Annotated in this window: 13 protein-coding genes; 7 read left to right on the top strand and 6 right to left on the bottom strand. The window is 63.4% G+C overall.

What is annotated here, in order from left to right:
* Window positions 1–46 precede the first annotated feature (46 nt).
* The 6 genes from V1289_RS14420 to carA all read right to left on the bottom strand — a co-directional run bounded on the left by V1289_RS14420 (window position 47) and on the right by carA (window position 4,760).
* Window positions 47–499, bottom strand: coding sequence for a DUF6691 family protein (locus V1289_RS14420; RefSeq protein WP_334397561.1), 453 nt, complete (start codon window positions 497–499; stop codon window positions 47–49).
* A gap of 8 nt (window positions 500–507) precedes the next feature.
* Window positions 508–933 (bottom strand): YeeE/YedE family protein, encoded by a 426-nt coding sequence (locus tag V1289_RS14415; RefSeq protein ID WP_334397560.1) that lies wholly within the window; start codon window positions 931–933, stop codon window positions 508–510.
* A gap of 30 nt (window positions 934–963) precedes the next feature.
* Window positions 964–1,491, bottom strand: a complete 528-nt coding sequence (locus V1289_RS14410) for a cupin domain-containing protein (protein WP_334397559.1) — start codon at window positions 1,489–1,491, stop codon at window positions 964–966.
* A gap of 79 nt (window positions 1,492–1,570) precedes the next feature.
* The gene (locus tag V1289_RS14405) at window positions 1,571–2,674 is read right to left on the bottom strand and encodes a mandelate racemase/muconate lactonizing enzyme family protein (RefSeq protein ID WP_334397558.1); all 1,104 of its coding nucleotides are present in this window, start codon (window positions 2,672–2,674) and stop codon (window positions 1,571–1,573) included.
* 127 nt (window positions 2,675–2,801) lie between these two features.
* Window positions 2,802–3,287 (bottom strand): PaaI family thioesterase, encoded by a 486-nt coding sequence (locus V1289_RS14400; RefSeq protein ID WP_334397557.1) that lies wholly within the window; start codon window positions 3,285–3,287, stop codon window positions 2,802–2,804.
* A gap of 282 nt (window positions 3,288–3,569) precedes the next feature.
* Entirely contained in the window at window positions 3,570–4,760 is a 1,191-nt protein-coding gene (gene carA, locus V1289_RS14395; RefSeq protein WP_334397556.1) for a glutamine-hydrolyzing carbamoyl-phosphate synthase small subunit, read from the bottom strand.
* A 162-nt stretch (window positions 4,761–4,922) separates the two neighbouring features.
* Between carA and V1289_RS14390 the strand changes: the two genes are divergently transcribed.
* The 7 genes from V1289_RS14390 (at window position 4,923) to V1289_RS14360 (ending at window position 12,705) form a co-directional block, all read left to right on the top strand.
* The gene (locus V1289_RS14390; RefSeq protein ID WP_334397555.1) at window positions 4,923–5,624 is read left to right on the top strand and encodes an alpha/beta fold hydrolase; all 702 of its coding nucleotides are present in this window, start codon (window positions 4,923–4,925) and stop codon (window positions 5,622–5,624) included.
* 59 nt (window positions 5,625–5,683) lie between these two features.
* Window positions 5,684–6,139: a GatB/YqeY domain-containing protein gene (locus tag V1289_RS14385; protein WP_334397554.1), complete on the top strand. Its 456-nt coding sequence runs from the start codon at window positions 5,684–5,686 to the stop codon at window positions 6,137–6,139.
* A gap of 143 nt (window positions 6,140–6,282) precedes the next feature.
* Entirely contained in the window at window positions 6,283–7,500 is a 1,218-nt protein-coding gene (locus tag V1289_RS14380; protein ID WP_334397553.1) for an NADH:flavin oxidoreductase/NADH oxidase, read from the top strand.
* Between the two features lie 70 nt (window positions 7,501–7,570).
* Entirely contained in the window at window positions 7,571–9,094 is a 1,524-nt protein-coding gene (locus V1289_RS14375; RefSeq protein ID WP_334397552.1) for an FAD-dependent oxidoreductase, read from the top strand.
* A 153-nt stretch (window positions 9,095–9,247) separates the two neighbouring features.
* Window positions 9,248–9,805 carry a MoaF-related domain-containing protein gene (locus tag V1289_RS14370; RefSeq protein WP_334397551.1) on the top strand — a complete coding sequence of 186 codons (558 nt, stop codon included), beginning with the start codon at window positions 9,248–9,250 and terminating at the stop codon, window positions 9,803–9,805.
* A 28-nt stretch (window positions 9,806–9,833) separates the two neighbouring features.
* The gene (locus V1289_RS14365; protein ID WP_334397550.1) at window positions 9,834–10,853 is read left to right on the top strand and encodes a hypothetical protein; all 1,020 of its coding nucleotides are present in this window, start codon (window positions 9,834–9,836) and stop codon (window positions 10,851–10,853) included.
* A gap of 241 nt (window positions 10,854–11,094) precedes the next feature.
* Complete coding sequence (locus V1289_RS14360) at window positions 11,095–12,705, top strand: acyl-CoA synthetase (protein ID WP_334397549.1); 1,611 nt, start codon at window positions 11,095–11,097, stop codon at window positions 12,703–12,705.
* Window positions 12,706–12,988 lie beyond the last annotated feature (283 nt).

Here is a 12,988-nt window from a genome sequence, read left to right as displayed (position 1 = left end):
CACTGGGCATGTCCAGCGTTCGATCGCGCGCGACATGGATGCTCCTCTACTTCTGTGATTGCACTGCCAGCGCCGGCTGCCGGTTCGCGAACGCGCGCGCGATCGCCATGCCGGCGAACATCGCGATCACGAACAGGATCGATGCGGACGTGCCGTAGCCAAGCGCGACAAAAGCCGGGCCGGGACAGAGACCCGCCAGGCCCCAACCGATTCCGAAAATCGCAGGTCCCGAGACGACGCGGGAATCGATGTCGCTGCGGGCCGGCAGATGGAACGCTTCGGCAAAGACCGGCCGCTGCCGCTTCAGCACCAGCCGGAAGCCGATGAACGCGGTGGCCACCGCACCCATCATCACGAACGCCAGGCTCGGATCCCACGCGCCGTTGCGAATGGCCGCGAGGTCGAGAAAGTTCAGCACTTTTGCAGGATTGGACATGCCTGAAATCACGAGCCCGAGGCCGAAGATCAGGCCGATCGCAAACTGGATGACGACAGACATGGCGGACCTCACAGCAAATGCCTGATGATGAAGGTGGTCGCAAATCCCGTGGCCATGAAGACAGCTGTGGCGACGAGAGAACGGACCGACAGGCGGGAAATTCCGCAGACGCCATGCCCGGAGGTGCAGCCATTGCCCCACACCGAGCCGAAGCCAACCAAGAGACCCGCGAAGGCCAGTAGAACACCGCCGGTCTCAATCGATTGCGCCGGAAATTGTCCGGTTGCGAGCAGGAAGATGGACGGCACGGCAACCAACCCGGCCAGGAACGCCAGCCTTCCAGTCAGTTCCCGGTCGACGAACGGCGGCAGCAGGCGCGCGGCAATGCCGCTGACGCCGGCAATCCGCCCGCTGAAGGCCATCAGCATCACGGCGGCGAGCCCGATCAGGGCGCCGCCGGCAAGGGAAGCGATCGGTGTGAAGGTTGTTGTCATGTCTCACTCCAGTGGTGCCGCGACGAAGGTCTACCCGGGCTTCCATCGTTTCACCAGCGGTCCGTCTTCTCCTCGTACCGGATCGGTCTTCGGCAATTTCACCTGCGGAATCGTCTTCAACGCCTTGGCGTGATTTTCCGGCGTCGGCCGCGTGATCTGCATGGCGGGTCCGGGCGGGTAGGCGCCGACCACGCAAAAATCAGGGCTTGCGGAGATGCATTGATGCCCGGTGCCCGCGGGCAGGATGGCGACGTCGCCGGCTGATATTTCCAATTCTTTGCCGCGGTCGCCGCCGAAGCGCACGCGCGCACGGCCGCGCGCTACACCGAGCGCTTCATGCACGGTCGCATGATAGTGCGGATAGTCGTAGACGCCGTTGCGCCACATCGCGCCCCAGCCATTGGCGCCGAACAATCCCTCGATGGTTTTTTCGGGATGATCGTTGGCGACGTCGACCGCGCCCTTGTAGACCAGGAACGGCATCGGATTGTTGGGAACGAGGCCGTCGTCGGCGAAGACGAAGCTGAGCGGTTCGATATCGGCGCTGACGACGGACATAAGTTTTCTCCGGTTTTCTCCGGCGTTCTGAGGGAGCGTGATCTCCGGACAAACCAAGCCGTTTGTCCGAGAGCCGTTCCTACTGGATTTTGAACTTGAGCACTTCGTCCTTGAACTTCAGCCCGTGTCCGGGCCGCTCCGGCGCGGTGATCATACCATTGGCAATCTCGGGCGGGTCGACCCAGAGGTCGTCGATCAGCCCCATGTTCTCGCACCAGATGCCGTTCGGGATCGAGGCCAGCAGGTGCACGTTGAGTTCGGGAAACAGATGCGGCGCGATGGTGATGCCCCAGGTATCTGCAAGTGCTGCGATCTTGCGCAGATCCGTCATGCCGCCGCGCATCGGGTCGGGCTGCAGGATCGGCAGGCAGGGATTGATGAAGAACGGCCGCAGGTCGTAGCGCGTGAAATGGGTCTCGCCGCCGACGACGCGCAAATCGAGCGCCGCGGCGATGCGCTGGTAGCCGGCGAAATCATCGGCCGGCACCGGCTCCTCCAGCCAGTAGATGTTGTACTGTTCGAACTTGCGTCCCATCTCGATCGCGACGTCGGCGCTCCAGCCCATATTGACGTCGATCATGATGTCGATGTCCGGCCCGAGCGCCTCGCGCATGCGGCGCACATTGTCGAGGTCCTGCGCGGGCGTATGGACATGCGCGACCTGCATCTTGATCGCCTTGTAGCCCTGCTTCACGAAATGCAGCGCCTTATCGATCATCCCGTCGCCGCCGGCGCCGCGGAAGCAGCCGGAGCCATAGATCGGGATTTGCGAGCGATAATGCCCCCACAGCCGGTGCAGCGGCAGCCCGGCGCGTTTTCCAACTGCATCCCACAGCGCGATGTCGATCGCCGACATCGCCATCGCGGCGATGCCGCCGCGGCCATAGGTCGTCGTCCCCGTCCACAGATCGCGCCAGATCGCCTCGATCGCGGTGGCGTCCTTGCCCTTCACGCGCGGGATGATGCACTCGTCGAGACAGGCCGCGATCGACTTCATGCCGGGGCGGAACACGAACAGATAACCCATGCCGGTGATGCCACCTGATGTCTCGACCTCGCAAATGAGAATGTCGCGCGTCGCGCCCAGCGCATGGCCCTTGAGCCAGGGGTCGTCGGCCCAGGGCAGGCGCAACATCGTCACGCGCACGTCGCGAATCGTCATATCGGGGTTGGCGGAAGTCATCGGGCGTTTCCCTTATCCTGGCCAGGATCATGTTCGCCTGATCTCGGGCTGGGAAAGTCAACCACAGATGGCCGGTGCTAATCCAGCGCCGTCCGTCATGCCACCAATGCGGTTCGCCCGGATTGTCTTATTGGCCTTTCGGAATCTCGAAAACCAGGCAGGTCGTGGTGGCGTGCGCCAGCAGGCGCCCGTTGGCGTCGGTGATGCGCGCTTCCGCGGTGGCGGCGCGGCGGCCGACATTAAGCGTACGGCCTTCGGCGCGCACGGGCCCGGTATCCTCAGTCATGCCCTTGATGAAGGAGACCTTGAATTCCAGCGTGGTGTAGCCGGTGCCCGGCGGCAGCGCGGAATGCACCGCAAGGCCCATCGCCGAATCCAAAAGCGTCGCGGCGTAGCCGCCATGCACCGAGCCGATCGGGTTGTAATGCCGGAAACCAGGGATGCTGTGCATCACCACCACGCCGGGCTCGGCCGTGGAATCGAAGGGTTCAATGGTCTGCATGATCGGCGGCGCCGGCAATTTCCCATCGAAGATCGCGCGGACGAAATCGATACCGGCCATCGCCGCCATGACTTTTGTCGGCGTCAGGCCGGGGGCGTGGCTGTCGGTCATGGTGGCGGTTCTGGTTTACGATGATAGTCATCATACGATAGGGTTGATTGGCGAACCAGCAACAGACTGTCATGCCCGGACTTGATCCGGGCATCCATCATTCTTCAAAGAGGATGGATTGCCGGGCATAGGCGAGCGGAAGCGACGCCGTCCTTTGGACGGCTATGCCCGGCAATAACGCTTTAATTGTCATTGCGAGCGAAGCGAAGCAATCCATGGGGCCGCAAAGTAAGAATGGATTGCTTCGTCGCTTCGCTCCTCGCAAAGACGGTGGCGTGCGTTTTACGCCCGCTTGTTCGCGCGCATCAGATCGGCGAACCGCTTGAACAGGTAATGCGAGTCGCGCGGGCCCGGCGAGGCCTCGGGGTGATACTGCACCGAGAACACCGGCTTGCCGTCGAGCTGGATGCCGCAATTGGAGCCGTCGAACAGCGAGATGTGGGTCTGCGTCGCGCCTTTCGGCAGCGTCGCCTGATCCACCGCAAAACCGTGGTTCATCGAGGTGATCTCGACCTTGCCGGTGGTCTCGTCCTTGACCGGGTGATTGGCGCCGTGGTGGCCCTGATGCATCTTCTTGGTCTTGGCGCCGACGGCGAGGCCGAGCATCTGATGCCCTAAGCAAATGCCAAAGGTCGGCGTGCCCGACTCGATCACCTTCTGGATCACAGGCACCGCATATTTGCCGGTCTCAGCGGGATCGCCGGGGCCGTTGGAGAGGAACACGCCGTCCGGCTTCATCGCCAGAATGTCTTCGGCCGAAGTCGTCGCCGGCACCACGGTGATCTTGCAGCCTTCGCCTGCGAGCAGCCGCAGGATGTTGCGCTTGATGCCGTAGTCGATCGCAACCACGTTGAACTCGGGGGCGGTCTGGCGGCCAAAACCCTTTTCCCAGCCCCAGGGGGTCTCATCCCAGGTGAAGCGCTGGGCGGACGTCACCATCGGCACCAGGTCCATGCCCTCGAGGCCCGGCCATTCGCGCGCTTCTTCCTTCAGGCCATGCAGGTCGAACTGGCCGTCCCTGGCATGGGCGATCACGCCGTTCGGCATGCCCTTTGAGCGGATCAGCGCCGTCAGCGCGCGGGTGTCGATGCCGGAAAGCCCGATGATGCCGCGCGCCTTCAGCCATGCATCGAGATGCTTGGTGGCGCGGTAGTTGGAGGGATCTGATATCGCCGAGCGCAGGATCACGCCGCGCGCGCCCGGCGTCGCCGCCATGTTCACCGTCTCGATGTCTTCGTCGTTGGTGCCGACGTTGCCGATATGCGGGAAGGTGAAGGTGATCAGCTGCCCGGCATAGGAGGGATCGGTGAGAATCTCCTCATATCCGGTCATCGCGGTGTTGAAGCAGACCTCGCCGACGGCCTGGCCTTCCGCGCCGAGGCCGAAGCCTTCCAGCACGGTGCCATCGGCAAGCACGAGCAGCGCGGTCGGTTTGTGGTCCGGCCAGGCCAAGGGGTTTTCAGGGATTGTCATGAGCGCATTACATAGTCGCCACATCCTGCCGCGTGAAGCCCAAAACGTCGCGGATTCACACGCGTTTTCCGGCAGATTTGACAGGTGGTGCCGGGATCTTAATCTGGGGTTCCATTTTGAGGGGCCGATTTCGGCCCAAAACCCGCCAATCCGGAGCCGCGCATGGACAATACGATGCCGATCCTGCTCGTTCCGGGCCTGGTGTCATCGCCGCGGATTTTCTCACCCGTGGTCCCGGCATTGTGGCGGTTCGGCCCGGTCACCATCGCCAACCACATCCGCGACGACAATATGGGGGCGATCGCCCGCCGGATCCTGGCCGAGGCGCCACCGCGCTTTGCGCTGGCCGGGCATTCGATGGGCGGCTACATCGCCTTCGAGATCCTGCGCCAGGCGCCGGAGCGGGTCGCCAAACTGGCGCTGATCAACACCCAGGCCCGGCCGGACACGTCGGAAGCGACGACCCGCCGCCACGGCATGATCTCCCGCGCCAGGAGCGGCGAATACCGTGCCGTGCTCGACGAGCTTTTCCCGGGCTTCGTGCATCCCTTGCGGCTGCAGGATGCCGCATTGCGCCAGCTCGTCTACGACATGGGCGACGATGTCGGGCCGGAGGCGTTCATCCGCCAGCAGATCGCGGTCATCGGCCGGCCGGACTCGCGGCCGTCGCTGGCGTGGATCAAATGTCCGACGCTGGTCTTGAGCGGCGACCAGGACAACACCATCCCGAACTCGCTCTCGATGGAGATGGCCAACGGCATCCCCGACGCGAAACTGAAGATCCTGCCGAATTGCGGGCACCTGCCGCAGGTGGAACAGCCGCAGGCGACCGCGGATGCGCTGGTCGAATGGCTGCGGAGCTAGTTGTTCTGGCGGCACGAACAGCCTAGATCAATGCGCTGAGATTTCGAGAGGTAAGAACGATGCTGCGCGACGACATCAATAACGCGGTCAAGGACGCGATGCGGGCCAAGGATGAGCGCAAGCTGTCCACGCTGCGCATGGTCAATTCGACCATCAAGAACGCCGATATCGCCGCGCGCGGGGAGGGCAAGCCGCCGCTCAGCGATGCTGATCTCCTGGGCGTGTTCCAGAAAATGATAAAACAGCGCCAGGAATCGGTCGAGCTCTACGACAAGGGCGGCCGCGCCGAACTTGCGACGCAGGAGCGCGAGGAGATCGCGATCATCTCGGCGTATCTGCCAAAGCAGATGTCGGACGACGACGTGAAGGCGGCGATATCAGCCGCGGTCGTGGAAACCGGCGCCGCCGGCATGAAGGACATGGGCAAGGTGATCGCGGTGCTGAAGGCGAAGTACGCCGGGCAAATGGATTTCGGCAAAGCCAGCGGCATGGTGAAAGCGGCATTGGCGGGCTGACGTTTCCGCAGGCCGGACAGACCGCAAGCCAACATTTCAGGCATGCGTTCGCAGCCCGTTGCCCGTGGCGAGGCGTGCTGGACCTGTTGCCCAAAATAGGGAATTCTTCGCGTAGGTTTTGTACCCATTCGACAGGCAATTCCATGTCAGCTTCCGTGACCGCCAGCGTTGACGCTGCACGGCCGATGTTGTTTCAGCCGTTCACGGTCCGTGGCCTGACGCTGAAGAACCGTCTGGTGGTGCCGCCGATGGTGCATTATCGCGCCGGGCCCGGCGGCACCTGCGGCACCTTTCACAATGTGCATCTCGGCCGCTTTGCGCTCGGCGGCTTCGGGCTGGTCTTTGTCGAGGCCACGGCCGTCGAAGAGGTCGGCCTGATCAACGAGCATGACCTCGGCATCTGGAACGATGCGCAGGTGCAAAGCTTCAAGCCGCTGATCGCCTTCATGAAGGGTGAGAATACCGCGATCGGCATTCAGCTCGCGCATGGCGGACGCAAATCGTCCTCGCAGCGCGCGATGGACGGCATGGGCCCGCTCACGCCGGAACAGATCAAGGCAGGCGCCAGGCTGTGGCAACCGGTCGGCCCGACGAGCGAGCCGGTCGCGCCGGGATGGCTGACCCCGCACCAGCTCTCCACCGAAGAGTGCAGGGCGATGGTCGGTACCTGGGCGAACGCCGCCCGCAACGCGGTCGCCGCGGGCTTCGATACGATCGAGATACACACCGCCCATGGCTATCTGCTGGCCTCGTTTCTCTCGCCGGTTTCCAATACGCGCAACGATGAATATGGCGGCGATCGCGCCGGGCGCATGCGCCTGCCGCTCGAGATCGTCGAGGCGGTGCGCCGCGAAATGCCGGACACCATGCCGCTATTCGTTCGCGTCTCCGCGGTCGATGGCGCGCCGAACGGCTGGAACCTGGATGACACGGTGGCCTTTGCCCGGGAATTGAAGTCCAGGGGCGTCGACGTGATCGACTGCTCCTCCGGCGGCATTTCAGGCTCGGCGACCGCAGCACAAGTCCCGCGCGGGCTCGGTTTCCAGGTCCCCTACGCCGAACGCGTGCGCAACGAAGTGGGGATTGCGTCGATGGCGGTCGGCATCATTCTCGAAGCGCAGCAGGCGGAAGCGATCCTCGAGAACGGGCAGGCCGACCTGATCGCGGTTGGCCGGCAATCCCAGTTCAATCCCAACATCGCCCATCACTGGGCCCATGATCTCGGCATCAACCGGAAGTTCGAGGATTGGGCCCCCGAATATGGCTGGTGGCTCGAGAAGCGCATCCGAACCATGGAAGGGTTCGCCACCCCGGTCGGGGTGGTCAAGCGAGCGCCGCGGGATGCCAATTCCGGGAAGTGACTCCCGCCTGCTTTCGGAACCGATGCGGTGAACGGCGGTTTCATCTGACATCAGACAACGGAGGAACGCGATGGCCGATCAGCAAGCCGCACCCGCCGGTCCCGACCTGTCGCAGGGGATAACGCTGTCCGAGTTCTCCGGCGCGACGCTGCTCGGCCATGTCGGCGATGAAGAATTGCTGCTGGTGCGTTCGGGGGCGGAGATTTTTGCCATCGACGCCCATTGCAGCCATTATTACGGTCCGCTCGCCGAGGGCCGCGTGGATGGCGAGAGCATTCGCTGTCCCTGGCATCACGCCTGTTTCGATTTGCGCACCGGCGAAGCCACCCGCGCGCCGGCGTTGAATGCGCTGGCGGTCTGGAACGTCGAGCGCGAAGGCGGCCGCATCTTCGTCCGGCAAAAGCGCGCGCAACCGAAGCCGCGCGTGAACGCTGCGGCCGAGGCGCCCGGCAAAATCGTGATTGTCGGCGGCGGTGCCGCCGGCTTTGCCGCCGCCGAGATGCTGCTGCGCCAGGACTTTTCCGGCGGCATCGTGATGCTGAGCAGCGAAGCCGCAGCACCGGTGGACCGGCCGAACCTGTCAAAGGATTATCTCGCCGGCAGCGCGCCGGAGGACTGGCTGCCGCTGCGGCCGGACGATTTTTATAGAGGGGCCGCCATCGACCTGCGACTCAATACCGAGGTCGCATCGATCGACACGAGGGCGAAAGCCGTGGTCCTCGCCGGCGGCGAAACCATCGCCTACGACCGCTTGCTGCTGGCGACCGGCGCCGAGCCGGTGCGCCTGCCGATCCCAGGCGCCGACCTGCCCCATGTCCATGTGTTGCGCTCGCTGGCCGATAGCCGGGCGATCATCGCCTCATCCGATGGCGCGCGCCGCGCCATCGTGATCGGTGCGAGTTTCATCGGGCTCGAGGCCGCCGCGTCGTTGCGCGCGCGGGATATCGAGGTCCACGTCGTCGGGCTGGAGGCGCGGCCGATGGAGCGTGTGCTCGGGCCCGCGATGGGTGATTTCGTCCGCGCCCTGCATGAAGAGCACGGCGTCATCTTCCACCTCGGCGATACCGTCACCGCGATCGACGGCAAGCGCGCGAGCTTGAAGAGCGGCGGCGTGATCGAGGCCGATGTCGTGGTGGTCGGCGTCGGCGTGCGGCCGCGGCTCGCGCTGGCGGAAAAGGCCGGGCTTGCGATCGATCGCGGCGTCACCGTGAATGCCTATCTCGAAACCAGCGTCCCCGGCATCTATGCGGCCGGCGACATCGCGCGCTGGCCCGATCCGCATTCCGGCGAGAACATCCGCGTCGAACATTGGGTGGTGGCCGAACGCCAGGGCCAGACCGCCGCGCGCAACATGCTGGGCGCGCGCGAAGCCTTCGACGCCGTTCCGTTCTTCTGGAGCCAGCATTACGACGTGCCGATCAATTATGTCGGTCACGCCGAGAAGTGGGACGAGATCGCCGTCGACGGCGATATCGCCGGCAAAGATTGTCTGCTGCGCTACAGCAGCGGGGCCCGCGTGCTCGCCGTTGCGTCGATCTATCGCGACGCCGCCAGCCTCGAGGCGGAACTGGCGATGGAGAAGGCAACGCGCTGAATTCCAGCCGCGAGCAGGCGCGGGCAGGATTGTTATTCAACCACAGGATGTATATTTGCTGGTGCGACATTAAGTTTCAAAATTTGACTGGAACAACCCTGGGGAAAGTAATACGATCGGCGCATCCCAGCGATGTGGCGGAGGGTGCGCTCCATGCCAAATGATTCCTTTCCCGGAACGGGAAACAAATACCTGGTCGATTTTGTCGAATTCAAAGTGGTTCTCTCCTTCACGTCGGCGACGTCGCTGACCTACGTCGTTCAAAATCCCGACGGATCGCCCGGGCAAACTGAAAACGTCGTCATCAAGACCGAAAATATCGGGCCCGATTTGTTTCTCGTCACGTGGCAGGAGGGCGACACGACCACGGTCGTGCATGTCGAGGATTACGGAAACAAGAAAATGATCACCAACATCACCAATCCGGGTAACCGCTTCGAGCAGCATCACGGCACCTTCGTGCAGTTGCCGACGGACGGCGAGGGGCCGCCGACCTATGTCGACGACATCAGGCCGCTGTTCCGCAGCATGGATATCACCTGCATGGATTTGAAAGGGGTGAAGCTGGAGGACCAGGCCTGGTTGAGCACGCCGGCCAACGCCCAGCGGGTCTTCACGGCCCTTTCAAGCGGCTTCATGCCGCCGGATGGACGGTGGCCGCCGGAGAAGGTTGCGCTCTTCAAGAGCTGGATGGACGGCGGTTTTCATTGACCTCAACGATTGAGGCGGAGGCAGTCACATGCGCGGCGCCTTTTCAATTGGTCTGCTGTTGTCGATGTCGGGATTGGTTCAGCCGGGTTACGCCCAGGGCGCATTCCTGCCGTGGGGACAGCATTCCGACATGGTGGCCTGGGAAGGGTTCACCCAGATAACGGCGCCGGCGGGCAATCCGAAAGCCAGGAAAGTCGAATTCGAAACCTGGGCGTCGGACGAGGATATCTATGTCAAGTCTCCGGCGCAGTGGCCGTCGGTCGATGCCCCCAAGGTGCTGCAGCCCAGCGCCCTGGCGCGCGCCAGCATGAGAAGCGATGCCGTGGTTCGACCGTTCGCCTTTACTACCGACTGTACCAAGCCGCAGGGATTGCCGCCGGGCACCGCCGCCGCCGGTTCGACATTTCCGCCGGGTGGCTGCATCGGCGAAGAGGTTCGGCGAAATTGGGCGTCATTTCAGTACATCGTGTCCAACGGACTGGATTCGCGCGCCGGACTTGGCAAGGCGTTCGCCAGCGGGCTCAAGGTCGATTTGCCGGCCGACGCCATCGAGTTCAAGGGCGATTGGGCCAGTGTTGCCGATGTCTCCAAATGGCTCGGTGTGGATGCCGGCGTGATCCGGGGACACTATTATACCTCGTCCACGACCATCGCTGGCGTGGCGACCGAGATTGCGCTGCTGTCGTTCCACATCAGTTCGAAGCAGGTCAAGAATTGGGTCTGGTCGGATTTCGAAGGCGCGATGAATCCGGGGCGCTGCGACTTCATCGGATGCCGCGATTCGTTCGGTGCGGCCAATGCCGGCGTGACGCCGAATCCGGATCCCAATCGTCCCTACGGGGATTGCCCCAAGACCCCGGCGCTGAAGTCGATGCTGGAGAGCGCCGGGACCGATGCGGTCTGGCAGAATTACTGCCTGAAGGGGACGCAGGTGACGTTCCTGGACGAAAACGGCAAGCCGACCCTGCTGGGTAATTCCGTCATCGAGCCGCTGAATGCCAATGTGCCGCCAATAGCCCGACCGGGAATATCGATCCGTCGCACATGATCGATCCCGCCAACAAGAAGAATTTCACCGCGAACGATTTCATGTGGGGCATCAGTCTCTTCAATCTGAAGGCGCAGTAGGCTTGGGAAATCGTCCCGCGCCCGGCCGTGGGCCACCGAACCTGTCTTTCGGGGCCGCGGGCCGGCAAGCGGAAGCCTTGTCACTTGCCCAAACTTGTCGCTAGGCTCGAACCTGCGACCCCTTCCGGCTGTTCGGTGGAGGTCCAGGAAAAAGCCGGCGCATGCTTACCGAAGCCTCCAGTTACGACGAACTCTACCGCAACTTCCGCTGGGACATTCCGGCGCGGTTCAACATGGCGACCGCATGCTGCGACCGCCATGCCGATGGCACCAATCGCCTCGCACTGATCTATGTCGATGACGACGGCGTGGCGACCCGCACCTCGTTTGACGAGGTCGCCGAGATGTCGCGCCGTTTTGCCAATGTGCTGAAGGCCGATGGCCTCGTGCGCGGCGACCGCGTCGCGGTATTCCTGTCGCAGTCGCTGGAATTACCGATCGCGCATCTGGCCGCATTTCGTTCCGGCATGATCTCGATCCCGCTGTTCGCTTTGTTCGGCGAGGATGCGCTGGAATTCCGGCTGTCGAATTCCGGCGCCCGGGCGATCATCACCGACGAGAGCGGCTGGGAGAAGCTTACCAAAATCCGCGATCGGCTGCCCTACCTGCAAGACATCTACATCACCAGCGGCGCCGTTCACGCCGGCGCCAAGCCGTTCTGGACATCGATCGAAACCGCGTCTGAGGAATTTCCGACCGTCGAGACTTCAGCCGACGATCCCGCCCTGATCATTTACACCTCGGGCACCACGGGCAATCCCAAGGGCGCGCTGCATGCGCATCGGGTGGTGCTCGGCCATCTGCCGAATGTCGAGATGTGCCACAATTTCCTGCCCAGGCCGGGCGACCTGATGTGGACGCCGGCCGACTGGGCCTGGATCGGCGGCCTGATCAACGCCCTGTTTGCGTTCTGGTATCACGGCATCCCGCTGGTCGGCCATCGCGCGCGCAAATTCGAGCCGCAGGCGGCGATGGAGATGATGGCCGACCTTGGCATCCGCAACGTCTTTCTGCCGCCGACCGCGTTGAAGCTGATGCGGATCGCGAACGTCAAACATCCCGGCGTAAAACTGCGCAGCATTTTCACCGGCGGCGAGTCGCTCGGCGGCGAATTGCTCGGCTGGGTGCGCGAAACCTTCGGCATCGACGCGCATGAGGTGTTCGGGCAGACCGAGTGCAATCTGGTGATCGGCAGCAATTCGAACCTGTTTCCGATCCGGCCGGGCTCGATGGGCCGGGCGACGCCGGGCTTCGACGTCCGCATCGTCAACGACCAGGGCGAGGAGTTGCCGCGCGGAAGCCGCGGCATCATCGGCGTTCGCCAGCCTTGCCCCTGCACCATGATCGAATACTGGCGCAATCCGGAAGGCACCGCCAAGAAATACGCCGGCGAATTTCTGCTCACCGGCGATCTCGGCGTGCAGGATGCGGACGGTTACTTCTGGTATGTCAGCCGCGAGGACGACGTCATCACCACCGCCGGCTATCGCGTAGGTCCCTCGGAGATCGAGCACACGCTGATGAAGCACCCCGCGGTGGCGATGTCGGCGGTGGTCGGCATTCCCGATCCCGTTCGAACCGAATCGATCAAGGCCTGGATCGTGCTGCGCCCGGGCTTTGCGCCAAGCGACACGCTGGCGCGCGAGATCCAGGAATTCGTCAAGGTGCAACTCGCCGCCCATGAATATCCGCGCTTCGTGCAGTTCGTGGAAAGCCTGCCGATGACCGCGACGGGCAAGGTGCTGCGAAGGGAATTGCGGGCGCTGGGGTGACGGCGCCTGGCGCCGAGGCTTGACCCGGCAATCCATCTAACTTCGGAAGACTCTTTTTGAAGATTGATGGATACGCGGGTCAAGCCCGCGTATGACGATTGAGTTTGTTGACGCGACGCTTTCTTGCCTCGCCCCGCTTGCGGGGAGAGCATAGGCCGCGTTCCGCGGCCGTCCTTAAACAAGAACGCCGAAGCGAGGCTTCGGCTATGGCGCTCTTCGCGCGGCGGGTGAGGGGGGACCACATTCAACACGCTTTCAAGATTTGCGGACGGAAAGACCCCCT

Source organism: Bradyrhizobium sp. AZCC 2289 (genome assembly GCF_036924615.1).
In the GTDB taxonomy this organism is placed as follows: domain Bacteria; phylum Pseudomonadota; class Alphaproteobacteria; order Rhizobiales; family Xanthobacteraceae; genus Bradyrhizobium.
This window is presented reverse-complemented; position numbering and strand designations above follow the sequence as displayed.